Genomic DNA, 18,706 nt, shown 5'->3' with positions numbered 1-18,706 from the left:
AGGCGGATGTTGTCGCACCCAGCCAAAGGAACAACCCATGTCACAGCCAGCACTGACCGTCACCACCCCTGGACAGGCGGCCGGCCGCGGCCGCCGCCTGCTCGAAATCGCCGGCGCCGTGGCCATCGCCGCCACCTACATCTTCCTGGTGCTCACGCAGCCGGCTGATATCGCCAACGGCCCGGCCAGCTTCTCGGCGCTCGTGGCGCTCGGCGGCTTCCTGCTCGGCGCGGTGCTGCTGATTGCCGCCGTCCTGCCGGTCCTGCCCACCTCCACCTTGGTCCTCATCCCGGTGGCGCTGGTCCTGAACGTGGTCCTCGGCCAGCTCATGGGCAGTACCGGCCTGCCGTTCTACATCGACGCGATCGGCACTGTCCTGATCGCCGTCCTCGCCGGTCCGGCCGCCGGCGCCGCCACGGGCGCATTGAGCAGCATCGTCTGGTCCTTCTTCAATCCAACCGTGCTGCCCTTCGCCGCCGGTGCCGCCCTGATCGGCTTTCTTGCCGGCATGGCAGCCCGGGCCGGGCTGTTCCGCCGCTTCTACCTTGCACCCGTGGCCGGGTTCATCACCGGCATCCTGGCCGGCGTCGTCTCCGCCCCGATCGCGGCCTTCGTCTTTGGCGGCACGTCGGGCCTCGGCACCGGGGCGATCGTCAGTGCCTTCCGTGCCATGGGGGACACGCTCCTGGCCGCCATCACCAAGCAGGCACTGATCTCCGATCCCATGGACAAGGCGATCGTCTTCGCGATTGCCGCACTGCTGGCCTACGCGCTGCCCCGCCGCACCACCTTCCAGTTCCCGTTCGTCCGGCGATTCCGCGTACTTGCCGGTAAGGGCCCGTCCACACCGGACGCCTGACCCGCTGACCCTGTGGCGGCTACCTTTGACCTAGCGCCGGGACCGGATGATGCAGTGACCGCCCGTCTCCACCCCTTCACCGCGCTGACCGCGGCCGCCTGCACGGCTGTCATCACGACGGCGGCAGCAAGCTGGCCGCTGTCGGTCGCCGTGGCACTTGCCGCGGCGGTCCTCGCGGTGCGCTGTGGAGCTGCGCGGAAGGTCCTGGCCGCGGCGGTCGTGATTTTGGTGCCCCTGTGGCTGTCGCTCTTGGTGCTGCATGGTCTCTTCTTCCCCGAAGGCCACACCGTCCTGGCCCAATGGGGCCCGGCCCGGGTCACGGCAGAAGGCCTCGGTTTTGCGCTTGAGGTGGGAACGCGGACCACGGCCTGCGTGCTCGTTTTGCTGCTGTTCTCCTTCACAGTCAGCGTTCCGGACCTCCTCGCGGCCCTCGCGGCGCGCAAAATCCCGCCGCAGTTCGGCTTCGTGATGGCCTCCACCCTCACCCTCCTGCCGGCCGTCGCCCGCCGCCTGGACCGGATCCGGCAGGCCCAGGAAACGCGCGGGATGGTGGTCCAAGGCGGGCTGCTGGCCCGCCTCGGTGCACTTCGCCTGCAGATGGTGCCGCTGGTTCTGGCCCTGATGGACGACGCCGGCAGCCGCGCCCAGGCCCTGGAAGCACGCGGCTTCGGCAACCCGGGACCCCGCACCAGCTACCGCGACGTGGCCGACCCGCCCGTCCAGCGGCGCTTCCGGGTAGCGGCACTCGTGCTCACGGTGGCAGCCGTCGCTGCCCGGATCATCACGTCCTGGCCGGCCGGAGGAACGGCATGACTGCGGCCGTGGGTACGGCCCTCCAGGCCCGGATCGACGCTTTCACATTCCACGGCGAGAACACACCGGCGTTGCGCGATGTAGCGCTTTCGGTTCTGCCCGGTTCCCTGACCGCCGTCCTGGGCGGTTCCGGGAGCGGAAAATCCACGCTCGGTAAGCTGCTGGCCGGATGGCTCCGGGCCGGCCACGCCGGACAACTCCGCGGCAGCCTAGAGCTCGACGGCACCCGGGTGGACTTCCGCGGGCTGCCCGAGGATCCCCGCATCAACCCGGCAGAATGGTCCCGCCGCGTGGCTTTCGTCCCGCAGGACGCTGCCGCGATGCTCTCCACGGTCCGCGCCACCGTTGCGGAAGAACTGGCCTTCGGCCTGGAAAACCGCGCGGTGCCACGGGGGGACATGCTCCACGCCGTGGAACGCACCGCCGCACGGACCGGCCTGACGGGGCTGCTGGACCGGGACCCGGCCACGCTCTCCGGTGGAGAGCTGCGCAGGCTCGCCATCGCCTGCGCCGTCATCGCGGAACCGGACATCCTCATTCTCGACGAGCCGCTGGCGTCGCTGGACGCCACGGGAGCCGCGCAGATCCGGGACCTGGTCGGCAGCCTCTGCGGCGCAGGACACAGCGACCCGACCCGCGACCCGACAGGCGCCCCGACCGGCGTCGTGCTGCTGAGCCAGGTGGCCGACGCCCTCGCCCGCGAGGCTGCACACTGGACTGTTCTGGACGGCGGGACGGTCGCCGCCGCCGGCACGCCGGCACAGCTGATCGGCTCGGCCGAGCTGGAGCACACCGGTGTGCCGGGCGCCGCGGCAGTCCCCGGCCATGGTCTGCTGCCTGCCGCCGCCCTCAGCCCCGCCCGCAACCGCGCGCTCAGCCCTGGGCCGGCACCGCTCGAACTCCGCGGCGTCGGGTTCAGCTATGGCCTCCACCCCCAACAGCTCAACCCCCAACAACTCAACCCCCTGCGGCGGGATGCCCCGCGGCGGCGGGGCATCGCGCCGCAAGAACAGGCGGCCCGGAGGGTGCTGCAGAACCTGGAACTCACTGTGCGCCCGGGGGAGATCGTCGCGGTGACCGGTCCCAACGGTGCCGGCAAATCCACCCTGCTGCGGCACTTCAACGGACTGTTGCGCCCAACCGAAGGGGTGGTGCGGGTCTGCGGGCGCAGCATCGCCGGCGTGCCGGTGGGAAGGGTTGCGGCCTCGGTCGGATTGCTTTTCCAGCACCCCCGGGACCAGCTCTTCGAACGGACCGTCCTGCGGGAAGCCGCGTTCGGACTCCGGCAGCTCTTCGGGAAGGCCGAAGCCGAGGGCCGGGCGCGGGCGGCGCTGGCCGTCGTCGGCCTCTCCACGGCTGACGAGGCCATCCACCCGGCCGAACTGCCCGCCTCGCGGCAGCGGCTGCTCGCCCTGGCCACGGTGCTGGCCCGCGAGCCGGCAGTGCTGGCCCTGGACGAGCCCACCGTAGGACTGGACGCGCGCGGACTGGAACGGCTGGGCCGGGCCGTGAGCGCCGCCGCGGCGCGAGGGACCGCCGTCGTGCTGGTCACCCACGACCTCGCCTACGCCCGGGCCGCCGCGCACCGTGTCCTGGAGCTCGACGGCGGAATCCTGCGGGACGCTTGAGGGCGCCCGTGAAGACCCTGCCGAGGGGCGGTGGCCCAGCCCGGCGGATCAGGCCGTGGCGGGCTCCGAGGCCACGCCGGGCGCCAGGAACTTGCTGCCGTTGACCCGCTCTGCGGCCCCCACACGGTCCAGGTACGGGGTGATGCCGCCAAGGAACATCGGCCAGCCCGCGCCCAGGATCATGCAAAGGTCGATGTCCTCCGGGCCGGCCACCACCCCCTCCTCGAGCATGAGCCCGATTTCCTCCGCCAAGGCGTCCTGGGTGCGGCGCAGGACCTCCTCCGCGGTGGACGGGGTGGTTCCGAAGGACATCAGGGCGAGGGTCTCGGCCGGGACGTAGGGGTTGCCGGCCGTGACCGAGGCAGGGTCCCAGATGGACTTCACGCCGTTGTCGATCAGCGCCTGGAGGTTCCCTGAGACGGTGAAGCGGTCCGGGAAGGCGGCGTGCAGGGATTCCTGGACGTGCTGCGCGACAGGCAGGCCCACCATGGCGCCGAGGACGAACGGTGTCATGGGCAGGCCCATCGGGCGCAGTGCGTTGTCCGCCACCTTGGCGGGAGTGCCCTCGTCGAAGGCCGCGGTCACCTCGCCCATCAGGCGCAGCAGGATGCGGTTGACTACAAACGCCGGGGCATCTTTGACCAGAACCGCCGACTTCTTGAGCCCCTTCGCGAGCTCGAACGCGGTGGCCAGTACGGCGTCGTCGGTCTTTGGCGCGCGGACAATTTCCAGCAGCGGCATGACGGCCACCGGGTTGAAGAAGTGGAAGCCGACCAGTCGCCCGGGGTGTTCCAGATCTTCGGCCATCGCGGTGACGGAGAGCGAGGAGGTGTTGGTGGCGAGGATGCACTCGGGTGAGACGATCGCCTCGACCTCCTTGAAGACCTGCTTCTTGACGTTGAGTTCCTCGAACACGGCCTCGATGACGAAGTCGGCGTCGGCGAAAGCCTCCTTGGAAACAGATCCTGTGACCAGCCCGCGGGTGCGGTTGGCGGCGTCGGAGCTGATCCGTTTCTTCGCCAGCAGCTTGTCCACCTCGGTGTGGACGTAGCCCACACCCTTGTCCACGCGGGCCTGGTCGATGTCCGTCAGCACCACCGGAACCTTGAGCTGGCGGGCGAAGAGCAGGGCCAGCTGGCTCGCCATCAGCCCGGCGCCCACGACGCCGATCTTCGTCACCGGGCGGGCGAGCTTGCGGTCCGGCGCCCCGGCCGGGCGCTTGGCGCGCCGCTGCACGAGGTCCAGGAAAGCATAGACGGTGGAGCGGAACTCGTCGGTCTGCATGAGGTCCGCGAGGGTCTCGCATTCGAGCGCCGCGGACTGGGCCTGTGTCATGGCCCGGTTGGCTTCCATCACCTCGAGGACCTTCGCCGGCGCCGGCGAGGCGTTGGAGGTCTTGGCCTCCACGAAAGCGCGGCCCTTGGCGATGGCGGCCGCCCAGCGGGCCGCGACCTCCGGATCGGAAGGGTCGACGGCGTTGGCCCGCTCCGGCGGCACCGCGCCGGCAAGGACCTGGGCCGCCCACGCGACGGACTGCTCGAGGAAGTCCGCCGGTTCGAACATCGCGTCCGCCACGCCGAGTTCGTAAGCCTGCGGGCCGGTGAGCGTGCGGTTGTTGCTGAGCGGGTTTTCGATCATCACCTTGAGCGCGTTCTCGGGCCCGATGAGCCGGGGCAGGATATAGACCCCGCCCCAGCCCGGGATCAGTCCGATGAACGCCTCGGGCAGGGCAAGCGCGCCGGCTCCGGTGGAGACCGTGCGGTAGGTGGACTGCAGCGCGATCTCCAGGCCGCCGCCCAGAGCCAGGCCGTTGATGAACGCGAAGCTCGGCACGCCCAGATTGGCCAGGGTCGAGTAGACGTCGTGGCCCAGCTGCGCCATCCACAGGCCCTGCTCGCGTCCAGTGACCGACTTGACCGTGGAAAGGTCGGCGCCGGCCACGAGGAAGTAGGGCTTGCCGGTCACGCCGACGCCGGCAATCTCGCCGCGGGCTGCGCGTTCCCTGAGATCTTCCAAGACCGTGCCGAGTTCAATCAGCGTGTTCGGACCGAGGGTGGTGGGCTTGGAGTGGTCCAGACCGTTGTCGAGCGTGACCAGCGCGAAAGTGCCGGGGCTCTTCCCGTCGACTGGCGGCAGCGCGATGTCCTGGACATAGGAGTGGGTGACCGTCTCGTTCGGGAAGAGATCGGCAAGCTTGCGGAAATCAGCGGCGCTCATGCTGTGGCTCCAGTCTCGGTGGCGGTGGTCCCTGCCGGGTTTGTCTCGATACCGTAGTCCGCGTGATGCGGGTTCTCCCAGATTACGGTGGCACCCATGCCCAGGCCGATGCACATGGCGGTCAGCCCAAAGCGGACCGCGGGATCTTCTTCGAACTGCCGGGCCAGTTGGTTCATCAGCCGGACCCCGGAGGACGCGAGCGGATGTCCGACGGCGATCGCGCCGCCGTAGCGGTTGACCCGGGGGTCGTCGTCGGCAATCCCGAAGTGGTCCAGGAAGCTGAGCACCTGGACGGCGAAGGCCTCGTTGATCTCGAAGAGCCCAATGTCCCCGATGCCAAGCCCGGCATTCCTGAGCGCCTTTTCGGTGGCCGGGACCGGTCCGATGCCCATGACCTCGGGTTCGACGCCGGCGAAGGCGTAGGTGACCAGGCGCATCCGGACGGGCAGGCCGAGTTCCTCGGCAGCCTCGGCGGAGGCGAGCAGGGCCGCGGTGGCGCCGTCGTTGAGCCCGGCGGCGTTGCCGGCGGTGACCCGGCCGTGGGCGCGGAACGGGGTCTTCAGCGCGGCAAGGTCCTTCAGTGACGTTCCCGGCCGCGGCGGCTCATCCACGGTATGGATCGTCCAGCCCTGGCCAGGCTTCATGGTGGCGACCGGCACGAGATCCCGCTGGATCTGGCCTTTGGCGTACGCGGCGGCCAGTTTGTCCTGAGAGGCCACAGCGTAGGCGTCGGCGCGGTTCTTGGTGATGGCCGGGAAGCGGTCATGCAGGTTTTCCGCCGTGTTGCCCATGTTCAGGGCGGCCGGGTCGACGAGGCGCTCGGACAGGAAGCGCGGGTTGGGATCGGCGCCGGCGCCCATCGGGTGGTTGCCCATATGTTCCACGCCGCCTGCAATGACGACGTCGTAGGCGCCGTACCCGATGCCGCTCGCCGTCGTCGTTACCGCGGTCATGGCGCCGGCGCACATCCGGTCGATGGCGAACCCGGGCACCGTGCGGGGGAGGCCGGCCAGCAGGGCGGCGGTGCGGCCGATGGTCAGGCCCTGGTCGCCCGTCTGGGTGGTGGCGGCAATGGCAACTTCGTCGATCCGTGCCGCCGGGACCGCCGGGTTGCGCCGCATCAGTTCGCGGATGCACTTGACGACGAGGTCGTCGGCGCGGGTGCCGGCGTAGATTCCCTTCTCGCCCGCGCGGCCGAAGGGGGTGCGGACGCCGTCGACAAAGACGACCTCGCGCACAGCGCGGGGAATGGCGGTCCGGGGATTTGCGCTGGGTATTCCAGTGCTGGGGGCTGGGCTCACGTGTAACTCCTCATCGAGACATGGGCGGCGGACCGCGGCGGCCGCCAAATGCCGAAGGCGACGGCGCATCCGGGCGACATCAGACACCATGTTACTGACGAGTAACAAAGCTGGCAAGAAGTAACCGGACACCGTCCGACCCACGAGGCCGGCAATCACTGCAACCGTCTTTTCAAACAACGCCAACAGGGCCATCATATTGTTTCCACACCGTCCGAAACCGGCCCCGGCAACAGGTGAGGAGAGGAGGCTGAGCCCTTCGGGTCCTTGTCTCTGTGGGTCGCTATAAGAGACCCCCTGCCCGCGCCACTCCGGGCGACCTGCGTTTGTGACCGCGCGATGTCAAGAGCACTGCCCGAAGGGTGAGTTCCAAGCAGCGAGGGCAGTTGCTGGAAGCCCATCCAGTTCCAACGGCGAAAGGCCAGAATCATGTTCCAGCCACACCCGCGACTAACGGCAGTTTGGTCCGGTTTCCTGTTGCTTTTCACCATGTCCGCACTGACTTCTTGTTCCCCGCAAAACGGCGGCCCGGCGCAAGCCACGACTACGGGGGCTCCTGGTACGGCACCGCCGTCGGCGGAAACTGCGTCCCCCACACCGACGCCGACGCGCACACCGGCAGGCACGCCTGTGGCCGCTGGCCTTTGCGGGCGGGGGACGGTGCTCAGCTTCGACCGCGGCGCCTTCCACGCGTCGCCGAAGGTCGACAACAAGTGGTTCCCCCTGGCGCCTGGCATGCAATACACCACAACGGGCACGGTCGCGAGTGCAGAAGGGACCGCCAAGCGCACGGTGACCCATACGGTGACCGGCCTGACCAAGGTGATAGACGGCGTAAAGACGCAGGTGATGTGGGACCGGGACTATGCCGACGGTGAACTGGTGGAGTCCGAGCTGGCTTTCTTTGCCCAGACGGACTCTGGAGAAGTCTGGCTTTTCGGGGAGTACCCGGAAGAGTTCGAAAACGGAAAATTCGTCGGCGCGCCCAACACGTTTCTGAGCGGGCTTTCAGGGGCCCAGGCGGGGATGGCCATGCAGGGCGAACCCCGGGTCGGCACGCCGAGCTATGTGCAGGCGCACGCGCCTGCAGTGAAATTTCTGGATTGCGGGGTTGTCGTCAAGGAGAACCAGCGAGTGTGTGTTCCCAGCGGGTGCTACAACGATGTGCTGGTCATCGATGAACGCAATCCGCTGGAGCCCCAAGTCGGCCACCAGCGGAAGTTCTATTCGGCAGGCACGGGCCTGGTGAAAGTGACGGCAGTTGGCGGCGACAATCAAGAGACCTTGGATCTGGTCAAGGCGGAGAAACTCACAGACGCCCAATTGCAGGAGGTCAACCGCCAGGCGCTGGCTCTCGACAAGCACGCCTACCAGGTGAACCCGACCGACTATGCTAAGACGGCCCCCGCCGAAGTTGCAACCCAGACGGCCGGCGGCCCCGGAGCGGCTTCGGGCTCAGCCTCGCCCGGCACTGGTTCAGCGTCCCCTGGGACAACTTCAACGTCAACTTCACCGGCTGCCACCGGCTGATTGCCTGGCCGGAGCGAGCCGCTGGTGGAAGCGCTACTGGGCCGGCGGGGCGGCGTCGTCCAAGGCTGCGGGCGCTGCCGCCTTGGCGTCCTTTGCCGGGAGCGGCTGCGGATGCACGAACGCCTGAGTGATTAGCGGAGCGGTGATTTCAATCTGCCACTGGCGCGCACCAAGGTTCTGCAGCTCCTCGGCCACACCTTCTTCGCTGACCTCGGCCGGCGGACGCCAGGCCACCCGTCGAAGGTAGTCCGGAGTCAGCAGGTTTTCCACCGGCAGGTTCAGTTCCTCCGCCTTGGCCTGCAGCTTGGGCCGTGCCGTGGCGAGCCTCGCGGCGGCCTCCGGGTCCCGGTCTGCCCAGACCCGCGGCGGCGGGGGAGCGTTGGTGGGCAGGTGCAGCGGCGGGAGTTCGTCCAGGGCCCGGGCTGTGCTGATGCAGCGAAGCCACCGCGGCGCCTCACGCTGGGCCGCCCGGCCGTGGAAGCCCTTGGTGCCCAAAAGCTGCGGGACGGTGGAGGGCATCGCCTTGGCCGCCGCAACGAGGGCGGAGTCGGGGATGAGCCTGCCCGGGGCGACATCGCGCTTTTGCGCCAGGGAATCCCGCTCGAGCCAGAGCTCGCGGACGGCGGCCAACTGCCGGCGGTCCCGGATCTGGTGCAGTCCCGAGGTCTTGCGCCACGGGTCCACGCGTGGCGGCGCCAGCCCGGCGTCGAGGATGGCGGCGAATTCCTGCTCGGCGTAGTCGAGCTTGCCGTCGGCCACGAGGAGTTCGATGAGTTCCTCCCGCAGTTCGGTGAGGACCTCGACGTCCAGCGCGGCGTAGCGCAGCCAGGGTTCGGGCAGGGGCCGGGTGGACCAGTCGGCAGCCGAGTGCTCCTTCGCCAGGCCGAAGCCTAGGAGTTGTTCGATGACTGCGGCCAGGCCAACCCGGGGCAGCCCGGCCAGACGGGCGGCGAGTTCGGTGTCGAAGAGCTTGTCCGGCCACATGCCGAGTTCGAACAGGCACGGCAGGTCCTGGCTCGCGGCGTGGAGGATCCATTCGACGCCGCGCAGGGCGTCGTTGATGATGCGCAGGTCGCCGAAGGGCTCTGGGTCGATCAGCCAGGTTCCGGCGCCTTCGCGGCGGATCTGGACCAGGAATGCCCGCTGGCCGTAGCGGAAGCCGGAGGCGCGCTCCGCGTCCACCCCCGCGGGGCCGTGGCCAGCGGCCAGGGCCGCGGCGCAGCGTTCGAGTCCGGCCTGGGTTTCAATGACCAGCGGCACCCCGTCACGGGGCGCATCGAGGTCGATCACTTCGGGGACCAGACTGTCGAAGCCTTCCACAGTGATGTGGGCTGTGGTGTCAGCGGCCTCAGCCGCACCTGGAACGGCGCCGGCCGTGGTGATTTCCGGAATTTTAGGGGTCATGATCTCTACAGTTTACCGACAACGCGGCGGGGAAGGCCGTGAGCGGCGCCCACGAATCGGCTCTCGCGTGTCAGCGGGGCCGCCGGGGCAGCGCGGTCACGCCCTCCGGCAGCGGCGGCAGACCGGCGAAGGTGCAGACCATGTCCGACCACGCCTCCAGGTGCGACGTGATGTCGGGAGTGGCGGGAGTCCACGACGCACGGAGTTCGATGTCGATGGAGTCGGGCCGGTCCGCCAGCGTTCCGAAGCTCTCGGATAGCACCCGGGTGGCAGTACCGCCGGCGGAACGGTAGGGCGCTCCATGGTTTTCCAGTGCTTCCACCAGCCACGCCCAGGCAACTGACCCCAGCATCTCGTCGTTGCCCATCTCGGGTTCCAGTTGGGCCCGGATGTACGTGACGATCCGGAACTGCCCGTCCCAGATGTCGGAGCCGTCGGGATCGTGCAGCAGGATGAAGCGGCCGGTGGCGAGTTCGACGTCGTCGCCGCCGGACGCCGGGGCGAGGGCAGCCGCCGCCGGGCCGTGGACCGCGCCGTTGGCGCCGCCGGGGCCGATCACCTCGGCGCCCAGGGCCACCGCGAAGGGCGCCAGCCGGGACGGCGCCGGAATCTCATCCAGGTGCAATTCGCTGCGGCAGCGTGCTTGTCGAAGGGTCCCCAGGGCGAAGAGGAAATCTGCCGGAACCTGATCGAGGGAGCTCACTGTGGAAGATTATGCAACGGCCCGGCCCCTGCCCGGCAGGCTCGCCGCCGGGCAGGGGAAGCCGCGCAGGGCTCAGGCGGCAGCGAGTTCGCGCTTGATAGCCGCGATGAATGAATCAACGTCTTCCTCGGTAGTGTCAAAGGAGCACATCCAGCGGACCTCGCGGGCCGCCTCGTTCCAGTCGTAGAAGCGGAAGGACTGGCGCAGCCGGTCCGCGACGCCGGCGGGCAGGACGGCGAAGACGCCGTTGGACTCCGTCTGCTGGCTCAGCTCAACGCCCGGGATACCCTCGACGCCGGCCCGCAGCCGGGCGGCCATGGCATTGGCGTGCGAGGCTGACCGCAACCACAGCTCGTCCTCGAGCAGTGCGATGAACTGGGCGGACATGAACCGCATCTTGGAGGCCAGCTGCATGTTCATTTTGCGGAGGTAGGCCAGGCCATGGGCGGCGTCCGGGTTCAGGGCGATCACGATCTCGCCGAACAACAGGCCGTTCTTCGTGCCGCCGAACGAGAGGATGTCGACGCCGGCGTCGCGGGTGAAGGCCCGCAGCGGGACACCCAGGTGCGCGGCGGCGTTGGCCAGCCGGGCGCCGTCCATGTGCAGTTTCATGCCCTTGGAGTGGACATGTTCGGCGATGGCCCGGACCTCGTCGGGGGTGTAGCACGTGCCCAGCTCGGTGGTCTGGGTGATGGAGACCGCGAGCGGCTGGGCGCGGTGCTCGTCGCCCCAGCCCCAGGCTTCGCGGTCGATCAGTTCCGGGGTGAGTTTGCCGTCCGCAGTCGGCACCTGCAGGAGCTTCATCCCGCCGATCCGCTCCGGTGCGCCGTTTTCGTCCATGTTGATGTGGGCCGTGGCGGCACAGATGACGGCACCCCACCGCGGCAGCAGGGACTGCAGGGACAAGACGTTTGCGCCGGTGCCGTTGAACACGGGGAAGCACTCGATGCCTTCGCCGAAGTGCTCTTCCAGAAGCAGCTGCAGGCGGGCGGTGTAGTCGTCTTCGCCGTAGGAGACCTGGTGCCCTTCGTTGGCGGCCGCGAGGGCGGCCAGCACTTGGGGGTGGACGCCGGAATAGTTGTCCGAGGCGAATCCCCGGACCGAAGGATCATGCAGCCGTGCCGAATCGCTGACCGGGGCGGTTTCTACTGTGCTTGTCATCTCTTTGCTCACGCTTTCAGTCTAGAGAGGTCCGGGCGGCCGGTTAAGCCGCCCGGCAAGAGTACGGGTACGGGAAGGGAAGGCAGACGGCGCTCAGCGGCCGAGCGGCAGGCGGCGCCCGTTCAAATCCGCCGCGGGTGTGGTGAAAAGGCCGACGGCGGCAGCGGCGAGTTCGTCCACATCGGTGAAGCCTGGGAACCTGCGCTCCGGGGCCCTGGCCCGCATGGCGGCGTCAACGAGGGCCTTCACCACGAAGATGACGGCGGCGCTGCGCTGCTCCACCGGGTCTTCCTTGCGCCCGGACTGCGCGCGCTGGAAGCCGTCCGCGACCGCCAGCGTCCAGGCTTCGGCAGCGGCCTTGGCCGCGACGTAGCTGGCGCCCCCCGCCGTCGGGCTGTCGACGGCAGTGGAGGAGACCATGGCGAAGCGTCCGGTGTCCGAGGCGGCGATGTCGTCGAAGAAGACGCGGGTGACGTTCCGCAGCGTCGTGACGGCATTGCGTTCCAGGAAGTCCCAGTCCTCGTCGGTCTGGTCGGTGATGCCCTTTGCGCCGCGCCAGCCGCCCACGAGGTGGATGACACCGTCGACCCTTCCGGCCGTGTTGGCCACCGTCGCACGCAGTGCATGGACGTCGCCCATGCTGGCGAGGTCGCAGACAAGCGGCGTGACCCCGGCGCCGGCGCCGGCGGCGGCAGCCTCGATGCGGCCGGCGTCCGAGCCGACGGTGAAGACCGTGTGGCCGGCGTCGCGAAGGGCGCGGGCCGTGGCGATCCCGGACGGCCCGCTGCCGCCCGCGACCAGCACGGTCAAGGAGCGTCCCGAACTCATCCGGCGTTCAGTGCGCCGCCGGTGGCTGCACCCGTATCCGAGGAGCCGATGATGCCGGCCGTGGATTCAATGACAGGCCGCATCTTCTTCTCGAGGGCCTCGTAGAACATGGACAGCGGGAATTCGTCGTCGAGGACCTGGTCCGTCAGGCCGCGGGGCGGGCCGGCCAGGGGGAGGGCGTCCGGACCCTTGGCCCAGACGGAGGCCGGGTGGGGTGTGACCGTGCCGGAGATGAGCTCGTAGGCGGCAAGCCAGTGGGCGATCTTGGGCCGGTCGATCGAGCGCCAGTACAGCTCCTCGATCCGGGCACCGAGTTCAACCACGACGTCGGTAGCCTCGTCCCAGTCGATGCTGAGCTTGCTGTCGGTCCAGTGCAGGACATGGTGCTGGTGCATCCAGGCGAAGAGCAGCTGGCCGCCAAGCCCGTCATAGTTCCGGACCCGGTTCCCGGTGATCGCGAAGCGGAAGATGCGGTCAAAGATGACGGCGTACTGGACCAGTTTGGCGTGCCGGCGGGCTTCGGGGTCAGCGTCCTGGTCCTTCTCGATCTTCACCGACTCGCGGAAGGCGGTGAGGTCGCAGCGCAACTCCTCAAGGGAGTAGAGGAAGAACGGCATGCGCTGCTTGATCATGAAGGGGTCGAAAGGCAGGTCCCCGCGCATGTGGGTGCGGTCATGGATCAGGTCCCACATGACGAAAGTCTCCTGCGTGAGGCCCTGGTCCTCCAGCAGCGCCGCCGCCTCCTCGGGCAGCTGCAGCGAGGTGATTTCGGCGGCCGCGCGCAGCACGCGGCGGAAGCGGGCAGCCTCGCGGTCGGCGAAGATCGCCCCCCACGTGAAGGTGGGCGTGTGGCGGACGGCGACGCTTTCGGGGAAGAGGACGGCGGAGTTCGTGTCGTAGCCCGGGGTGAAGTCGAGGAAACGGATGGGGACGAAGAGCTTGTTGGAGTAGTCGCCCTCTTCGAGTCCCCCGATGAACTCCGGCCAGATGACCTCGATCAGCACGGCCTCGACGAAGCGGTTGCTGCTGCCATTCTGGGTGTACATGGGGAAGACGACGAGGTGCTGGAGCCCGTTGATCCGGTGCTGCTGCGGCTGGAAGGCCTGCAGCGAATCGAGGAAGTCCGGCACACCAAAGCCACCGTCCGCCCAGCGGCCAAAGTCGGCAACGAGCAACTCGAGGTAGCGGGCGTCATGCGGGAAGGCCGGGGCCAGGGCCGAGACTGCTGCGGTGATGGTTTCGACATACCCGGCCGCGGCTTCGTGCGCCGCGGCGTCGGGGACGGACCCGTCTTGTTCCTGAAGGGCCTGCAGCGCCGTGGCGGCAGCCTTGAGCTGCAGCCACTGCGGGTTGCTGGCCGTGAGCGGGGCAGGGGCGGTGAGAGCGGTCGTGGTCATCGTCGACGGTCGCCTTTCTGGTTGCTGTGGAGCGTCGCTGGATCTAAATCGAGCGTAGCAAGCAAAAAGCATCTCTAATGCAAAACAGCACTGAGCATAAGAACCTCTGTGGCAACTGGCGGCGAAAGGCTGCTCCAGCCGAAGGAGTGAGCGGGCTGCAGGTGCCGCGGGCTGTGTGGCAGCTCTCGCCCGGCGCCGTCGGGACTATAGCCCGGCGTCGTCTGCGGGAACGAGCTTGAGTGAAACGGAGTTGATGCAGTACCGCTGGTCCGTGGGGGTGCCGTAGCCTTCGCCGTCGAATACGTGGCCCAGGTGGGAGTCGCACGTGCCGCAGCGGACCTCCACCCGGTCCATGCCCATGCTGCGGTCATGGATGTACCGCACGGTGCCCTCGGCGAGGGGTGCCCAGAAGGAAGGCCAGCCGCAGTGCGAATCGAATTTTTCGTTGCTGGTGAAAAGCTCGGTGCCGCAGGCCCGGCACTTGTAAACGCCCTTCGTGTGGGTGTCCCAGTATTCGCCGGTGTAGGGCCGCTCGGTGCCGGACTGGCGCAGCACCCGGTACTCCTCCGAAGACAGCTCCTGCCGCCACTGGGCATCCGACTTTTCGACCGGCGCCTGTTGCGTGGCGGCGGCGGAGGCAGCGCTTTCGCCGCTCACGGGGGAGGGCACTGTCACGGGCATGGTCTTGGACTTGTGGTTGAAGATGCTCATAGCTTGAACAACGTTCAGGAGTCGCCGATAAATCCCGAACCGGCGTACAGATGCAGGACAGGCAGTCCAAGCTTGTCCTGCGCCTTCGTGGCCCAGTCCGTGTGGAAGGTGTCGGCCACGGCGTGCGGACGGGTAATCACCACGGCTTGACCGGCGCTGAGGTCCTTGACCTTGGCCACCAGTCCGTCAACCGCCCTGCCCTCGACGATTTCGCCGGAAACGCCCCCGCCCAGGCCCGCCAGCGCCGCCAGCGACGCGGCCAGGGTGTCGGCGGCAGCTGCCCGCTCCGCCGCGGGGTCGGAGTGTGCCGTCAGCTCACGGAAGGCCTTGGCGACCTCGAGCATGGAAAGGTTCTCCAGGAAATCCACCACCAGATGCCGCTCGGTGTTGGCCGGAACCAGTACCAGCAGGGGGGCGTCACCGTCGGCAATCAGGGTCTCAATGTTGACTCGGTCATCCGCGCTCAGGGGCTCTTCTGTCAATATGACGATTGGATCACTCATGCCCCCAGCCTAGTCGTGCTGCTGTCGGGCTGCATGGTTCTGTCCCGGCGGTTTCACCCAGCGTCCCCGGGAGGGGCGACGCTGGCCAGGCAATGCCATAACAGCGGCAATACCAAGGTTGCGGCACCCTTCCGTCAGAATGGTGCCATGGCATCCTCCCTGCGCCTCCAGCCGGACCTCCACCGGACCGCCCGCGGAACGGCGGCCCCCGCCGCCCCGGTCCTTCCCGGCCCGGTCCCCACAGCCGCCTCCGGCAGCGCCAAGTGGGCGGTGGGCGGCATCATCGGAGGCAGCGCCGCCGCGGGCGTCCTGGCCGCCGGGTCGTCTGCCCTGGCGCTGTATTTCGCGCGCCGCGTCATCACCCCGGCCAGGTTCCGCGCCCCGGATCAGGAGGTGCTGGCCGTTATCCGCGACGGTCAAACGCAGCAGGCCATCTTCGCCGCAACGCCGGAGTCCACCGTGGACGGCGTGTACGGGTTTTTCTTCGACGGCGGCCTGGGGCACGCCCGCATTGGCCGGATCGTGTCCTACTCGCCGGCCGAACGCACGGTGCTCCGGGAAGTCGAGACCGTCTACAGCGGGGACATGGCCACCGCCCGGCGCGGCTGGTGGAGCGGCGCCGCCTTTCCTGATCCGGCCGCGATCGGGGTTGCGGCCGAGGACGTGCTGATCGACGTCGAAGGCGGGACCGCGCCCGCCTGGCTGATCCGGGCCGAGCCGGCGCCGGACGATGTGGCTGCGGGCGTCTGGGCCATCATGGTGCACGGACGCGGCGCCACCCGGCAGGAAGGCCTGCGGGCCGTCGGGACAGCCCGGGCGCTGGGCCTGCCCAGCCTGCTGATCTCGTACCGCAACGACGGCCTGGCGCCGTCGGCCAGCGACGGGCGGTACGGCCTGGGTTCCACGGAGTGGCGCGACGTCGAGGCCGCCATCGCCTATGCCCTCCAGCAGGGCGCCCGCGAGGTGGTCTTGTTCGGCTGGTCGATGGGCGGCGCGATCTGCCTCCAGACGGCCGACCTCTCGCGGCATCGCCAGCTGATCCGGGCTCTGGTCCTGGACGCCCCGGTGATCGATTGGGTCAACGTGCTGGCCCACCATGCGGAACTGAACCGGATCCCGTCGTCCGTGGGCCGCTACGGACAGCTGATGCTCAGCCACCCCCTGGGCCGGCGGCTGACCGGGCTGGCCGCCCCCGTGGACCTCAAGACAATGGACTGGGTCTCGCGGGCAGTGGAGCTGCGGACGCCGACCCTGATTGTGCACAGCGTGGATGACGAGTACGTCCCGTACGGGCCGTCCACCGCCCTGGCCGAGAAAAATCCGGAGATGGTCACGTTCGAAGCTTTCGACGCCGCCCGGCACACGAAGGAATGGAACGTGGATCCGGAGCGCTGGGAGCGGCTGGTCACGGCCTGGCTGCGCCAGCAGCTGGCACCCCGCCCCAATCCGGGCGGCCACGAATCCGCCGAGGGAAACACGCCGCCCGACTGATTCATTGCCTACATTTGCACTCCCGACGTGCGGAAGGCCGGGTCAGTGCTGCCGGGTCCCGATCCTGGCCGTGCGCGCCGCGGTCAGCCGAATGAGCTCCGCCGGAACCAGCTCGATGTCCAGCCCGCGCCGGCCGCCCGAGACCAGGATGGTCTCGAGCAACAGGGCGCTCTCATCCACCACGGTGGGGGAGGACTGGCGCTGGCCTAGCGGCGAAATACCGCCAAGCACGTAGCCGGTCCGTCGCTGCGCGACGGAAGGGTCCGCCATCGCGGCCTTCTTGCCGTCCAGGGCGGCCGCCATCGCCTTAAGATCCAGGCTTCCGCTGACGGGCACGACGCCGACGGCGAGCCGGCCGTCGACGTCGACCATCAGTGTCTTGAAGACCCGCGCCGGGTCGATCCCCAGCACGTCCGCGGCTTCGAGGCCGTAGCTGGCGACCGCCGGATCATGCTGGTAGGGATGGGCAATAAAAGCAACCCCGGCCGCAGCGAGTGCTGCGGTGGCCGGTGTTCCCTGGGACGCTTGTCTACGGGCCATATTGGCGGGGTGTCCTCGGCTGATGTTCCCGTGCCGAAGGTCAGGCCTGCGCCGGCGTGGGCCGGGAGGCCAGAGCGGCAACTTTGCGCTTGATCCGGCCCAGCATTGCCGTCATGCCACGCATGCGCAGGGGAGTGATGGCTCGGGTGAGGCCCAGCTGTTCGGGCATGTCGTCCGGGACAGCCAAGATCTCCGCGGCGCTGAGCCCATCGAGCCCCTCGTGGAGCACGCCGGCGAAGCCGCGGGTGGTCGGTGCTTCCTTGGGCGCCTTGAAGTAAAGCCGGACGCGCTCCGGGGCGCCGCCGTCGGCCTGTTCCGTCTCGATGGTGAGGAACAGGGGCGTCTGGCACTCCACCACCTGCTCAAGCAGTTCGGGGTGGTCGCGCAGCCGCTCCGGAAGCTCCGGAAGTCCCTGTGAGAACTCCAGGAGCAACTGCAGCCGCTCGGGTTCGGTCAGGGCCTGGAAGTCGTCAACGATATCCGCCAGTGCGGCGGGGAGGGCAGAAGTATTCATCACTCCCAGCTTACGCACGTGCGGCAAATGTGTCCCGATCGCATCTGCTGCCTGGCTGAGGAACCCTGCCGCCGGAGCCGTGCCGAGCTTGCCTGACTCCGGCCGCCTGGAATGGGCACCTGGCTCTGTCCGCTCAGTAACCGGCCGGGACGGTCCCGCGTTCGGCTCCCTTGGCGATCGGAACGCGCACGGCGTTGCCCCATTCGGTCCACGAACCGTCGTAGTTGCGCACGGTGTCGAAGCCCAGCAAGTATTTCAATGCAAACCAGGTGTGGCTGGAACGCTCGCCGATCCGGCAGTAGGCGACGACGTCGTCACCCGGCTTGAGCCCTGCCTCGCCCAGGTACAGCGCTTCCAGCTCGCCGCGGTTCCGGTAGGTGCCGTCTCCGGCAGCCGCGCGGGCCCACGGGATGGAAGCCGCCGTCGGAATGTGGCCGCCGCGCAGCGCGCCTTCCTCCGGGTAAGCCGGCATGTGGGTGCGTTGGCCGGTGTATTCCTCGGCGGACCGGACGTCGATCAGCGGCTTGCCCAGGTGCGCCAGGACGTCTTCCTTGAAGGCGCGGATCGGCGCATCGTCCCGTTCCACGACAGGGTAGGTGCCGGGGGTCGGCACGGTGGTTTCAGTGGACAGCGCGTGGCCCTCGGCAATCCACTTGTCCCGGCCGCCGTCCAGGAGTCGGACGTCCTCGTGGCCAAACAACGTGAACACCCACAGCGCGTAGGCTGCCCACCAGTTGGACTTGTCGCCGTAAATGACCACGGTGCTGTCCCGGGAGATGCCCTTGGCCTCTGCCAGGGCGGCGAAGGCCTTGCCGTCCACATAGTCGCGCTCGACTTCGTCGTTCAGATCCGTGTGCCAGTCGACCTTCACCGCTCCGGGGATGTGCCCCGTTTCATACAGCAGCACATCCTCGTCGGATTCGACCACCACGAGTTTGCCGCCCTTGAGGGCGCCGGCTTCAATCTCCGCGGCGAGCCACTCGGTGGAAACCAGCCGCCCCGGGTGGGCGTAGGCGGCGAACTTCTCGTTCTGCTCAACGGGGTAGGGCATGATGATGGCCTTTCACTGAAGCGGTCAGGAGGCCTGGCACAGTCAAGCGATAGCG

At 68.6% G+C, this 18,706-nt stretch carries 17 protein-coding genes; 5 read left to right on the top strand and 12 right to left on the bottom strand.

The window, feature by feature from the left end; genetic code table 11:
- Positions 1–37: 37 nt before the first annotated feature.
- Genes ACFVVK_RS18390 through ACFVVK_RS18380 form a run of 3 tightly spaced genes read left to right on the top strand, consistent with a single transcriptional unit; the run spans position 38 to position 3,300 of the window.
- Complete coding sequence (locus ACFVVK_RS18390; protein WP_390270213.1) at positions 38–859, top strand: ECF transporter S component; 822 nt, start codon at positions 38–40, stop codon at positions 857–859.
- 54 nt (positions 860–913) lie between these two features.
- Positions 914–1,672, top strand: a complete 759-nt coding sequence (locus ACFVVK_RS18385) for an energy-coupling factor transporter transmembrane component T (RefSeq protein ID WP_390270210.1) — start codon at positions 914–916, stop codon at positions 1,670–1,672.
- Positions 1,669–3,300 carry an ABC transporter ATP-binding protein gene (locus tag ACFVVK_RS18380; protein WP_390270207.1) on the top strand — a complete coding sequence of 544 codons (1,632 nt, stop codon included), beginning with the start codon at positions 1,669–1,671 and terminating at the stop codon, positions 3,298–3,300. Before ACFVVK_RS18385 ends, ACFVVK_RS18380 begins: the two co-directional genes overlap by 4 nt.
- Positions 3,301–3,348: 48 nt before the next feature.
- Here the strand turns inward: ACFVVK_RS18380 and ACFVVK_RS18375 are convergent, their stop codons facing one another.
- Both ACFVVK_RS18375 and ACFVVK_RS18370 read right to left on the bottom strand, forming a co-directional pair.
- A complete protein-coding gene (locus ACFVVK_RS18375; RefSeq protein WP_390270204.1) occupies positions 3,349–5,517 on the bottom strand; it encodes a 3-hydroxyacyl-CoA dehydrogenase NAD-binding domain-containing protein in 2,169 nt (722 codons plus the stop codon).
- Entirely contained in the window at positions 5,514–6,818 is a 1,305-nt protein-coding gene (locus ACFVVK_RS18370; RefSeq protein ID WP_390270201.1) for a thiolase family protein, read from the bottom strand. Before ACFVVK_RS18370 ends, ACFVVK_RS18375 begins: the two co-directional genes overlap by 4 nt.
- Positions 6,819–7,478: 660 nt before the next feature.
- Between ACFVVK_RS18370 and ACFVVK_RS18365 the strand changes: the two genes are divergently transcribed.
- Complete coding sequence (locus ACFVVK_RS18365) at positions 7,479–8,348, top strand: hypothetical protein (RefSeq protein ID WP_390270198.1); 870 nt, start codon at positions 7,479–7,481, stop codon at positions 8,346–8,348.
- A gap of 33 nt (positions 8,349–8,381) precedes the next feature.
- Here the strand turns inward: ACFVVK_RS18365 and ACFVVK_RS18360 are convergent, their stop codons facing one another.
- The 7 genes from ACFVVK_RS18360 to ACFVVK_RS18330 all read right to left on the bottom strand — a co-directional run bounded on the left by ACFVVK_RS18360 (position 8,382) and on the right by ACFVVK_RS18330 (position 15,055).
- The gene (locus ACFVVK_RS18360) at positions 8,382–9,752 is read right to left on the bottom strand and encodes an HRDC domain-containing protein (protein ID WP_390270195.1); all 1,371 of its coding nucleotides are present in this window, start codon (positions 9,750–9,752) and stop codon (positions 8,382–8,384) included.
- Positions 9,753–9,822: 70 nt separating this feature from the next.
- A complete protein-coding gene (locus ACFVVK_RS18355) occupies positions 9,823–10,455 on the bottom strand; it encodes a DUF3000 domain-containing protein (protein WP_390270192.1) in 633 nt (210 codons plus the stop codon).
- 72 nt (positions 10,456–10,527) lie between these two features.
- Positions 10,528–11,616, bottom strand: a complete 1,089-nt coding sequence (locus ACFVVK_RS18350) for a threonine aldolase family protein (RefSeq protein ID WP_390270283.1) — start codon at positions 11,614–11,616, stop codon at positions 10,528–10,530.
- Between the two features lie 93 nt (positions 11,617–11,709).
- Positions 11,710–12,444, bottom strand: a complete 735-nt coding sequence (locus tag ACFVVK_RS18345) for an SDR family oxidoreductase (protein ID WP_390270189.1) — start codon at positions 12,442–12,444, stop codon at positions 11,710–11,712.
- Positions 12,441–13,841, bottom strand: a complete 1,401-nt coding sequence (locus tag ACFVVK_RS18340; RefSeq protein ID WP_390270186.1) for a DUF6421 family protein — start codon at positions 13,839–13,841, stop codon at positions 12,441–12,443. Before ACFVVK_RS18340 ends, ACFVVK_RS18345 begins: the two co-directional genes overlap by 4 nt.
- 204 nt (positions 13,842–14,045) lie before the next feature.
- Positions 14,046–14,522 (bottom strand): peptide-methionine (R)-S-oxide reductase MsrB, encoded by a 477-nt coding sequence (gene msrB / locus ACFVVK_RS18335; protein WP_390270280.1) that lies wholly within the window; start codon positions 14,520–14,522, stop codon positions 14,046–14,048.
- Between the two features lie 44 nt (positions 14,523–14,566).
- Positions 14,567–15,055, bottom strand: a complete 489-nt coding sequence (locus ACFVVK_RS18330) for a hypothetical protein (protein ID WP_390270182.1) — start codon at positions 15,053–15,055, stop codon at positions 14,567–14,569.
- A gap of 147 nt (positions 15,056–15,202) precedes the next feature.
- Between ACFVVK_RS18330 and ACFVVK_RS18325 the strand changes: the two genes are divergently transcribed.
- Positions 15,203–16,546 carry an alpha/beta hydrolase family protein gene (locus ACFVVK_RS18325; protein WP_390270179.1) on the top strand — a complete coding sequence of 448 codons (1,344 nt, stop codon included), beginning with the start codon at positions 15,203–15,205 and terminating at the stop codon, positions 16,544–16,546.
- Between the two features lie 42 nt (positions 16,547–16,588).
- Here the strand turns inward: ACFVVK_RS18325 and ybaK are convergent, their stop codons facing one another.
- The 3 genes from ybaK to ACFVVK_RS18310 all read right to left on the bottom strand — a co-directional run bounded on the left by ybaK (position 16,589) and on the right by ACFVVK_RS18310 (position 18,651).
- A complete protein-coding gene (gene ybaK / locus ACFVVK_RS18320; RefSeq protein ID WP_390270176.1) occupies positions 16,589–17,086 on the bottom strand; it encodes a Cys-tRNA(Pro) deacylase in 498 nt (165 codons plus the stop codon).
- A gap of 40 nt (positions 17,087–17,126) precedes the next feature.
- Positions 17,127–17,600, bottom strand: a complete 474-nt coding sequence (locus tag ACFVVK_RS18315) for a SufE family protein (RefSeq protein ID WP_390270173.1) — start codon at positions 17,598–17,600, stop codon at positions 17,127–17,129.
- A gap of 133 nt (positions 17,601–17,733) precedes the next feature.
- Positions 17,734–18,651, bottom strand: coding sequence for a sulfurtransferase (locus ACFVVK_RS18310; RefSeq protein WP_390270170.1), 918 nt, complete (start codon positions 18,649–18,651; stop codon positions 17,734–17,736).
- Positions 18,652–18,706 lie beyond the last annotated feature (55 nt).

Source organism: Arthrobacter sp. NPDC058192 (genome assembly GCF_042883665.1).
Lineage (GTDB): Bacteria > Actinomycetota > Actinomycetes > Actinomycetales > Micrococcaceae > Arthrobacter.
Note: the sequence above shows the minus strand (reverse complement) of the source record. Positions and strands in the feature narration are given on the sequence as shown.

What these genes read in the sequence shown, in the direction of transcription:
- ACFVVK_RS18325 (WP_390270179.1), top strand. Translation starts at nt 15,203, where the DNA reads ATGGCATCCTCCCTGCGCCTCCAGCCGGACCTCCACCGGACCGCCCGC.
- ACFVVK_RS18340 (WP_390270186.1), bottom strand. Translation starts at nt 13,841, where the DNA reads ATGACCACGACCGCTCTCACCGCCCCTGCCCCGCTCACGGCCAGCAAC.
- ACFVVK_RS18310 (WP_390270170.1), bottom strand. Translation starts at nt 18,651, where the DNA reads ATGCCCTACCCCGTTGAGCAGAACGAGAAGTTCGCCGCCTACGCCCAC.
- ACFVVK_RS18330 (WP_390270182.1), bottom strand. Translation starts at nt 15,055, where the DNA reads ATGAGTGATCCAATCGTCATATTGACAGAAGAGCCCCTGAGCGCGGAT.
- msrB (WP_390270280.1), bottom strand. Translation starts at nt 14,522, where the DNA reads ATGCCCGTGACAGTGCCCTCCCCCGTGAGCGGCGAAAGCGCTGCCTCC.
- ACFVVK_RS18360 (WP_390270195.1), bottom strand. Translation starts at nt 9,752, where the DNA reads ATGACCCCTAAAATTCCGGAAATCACCACGGCCGGCGCCGTTCCAGGT.
- ACFVVK_RS18345 (WP_390270189.1), bottom strand. Translation starts at nt 12,444, where the DNA reads ATGAGTTCGGGACGCTCCTTGACCGTGCTGGTCGCGGGCGGCAGCGGG.
- ACFVVK_RS18390 (WP_390270213.1), top strand. Translation starts at nt 38, where the DNA reads ATGTCACAGCCAGCACTGACCGTCACCACCCCTGGACAGGCGGCCGGC.
- ACFVVK_RS18375 (WP_390270204.1), bottom strand. Translation starts at nt 5,517, where the DNA reads ATGAGCGCCGCTGATTTCCGCAAGCTTGCCGATCTCTTCCCGAACGAG.
- ACFVVK_RS18350 (WP_390270283.1), bottom strand. Translation starts at nt 11,616, where the DNA reads ATGACAAGCACAGTAGAAACCGCCCCGGTCAGCGATTCGGCACGGCTG.
- ACFVVK_RS18380 (WP_390270207.1), top strand. Translation starts at nt 1,669, where the DNA reads ATGACTGCGGCCGTGGGTACGGCCCTCCAGGCCCGGATCGACGCTTTC.
- ybaK (WP_390270176.1), bottom strand. Translation starts at nt 17,086, where the DNA reads ATGGCCCGTAGACAAGCGTCCCAGGGAACACCGGCCACCGCAGCACTC.
- ACFVVK_RS18315 (WP_390270173.1), bottom strand. Translation starts at nt 17,600, where the DNA reads ATGAATACTTCTGCCCTCCCCGCCGCACTGGCGGATATCGTTGACGAC.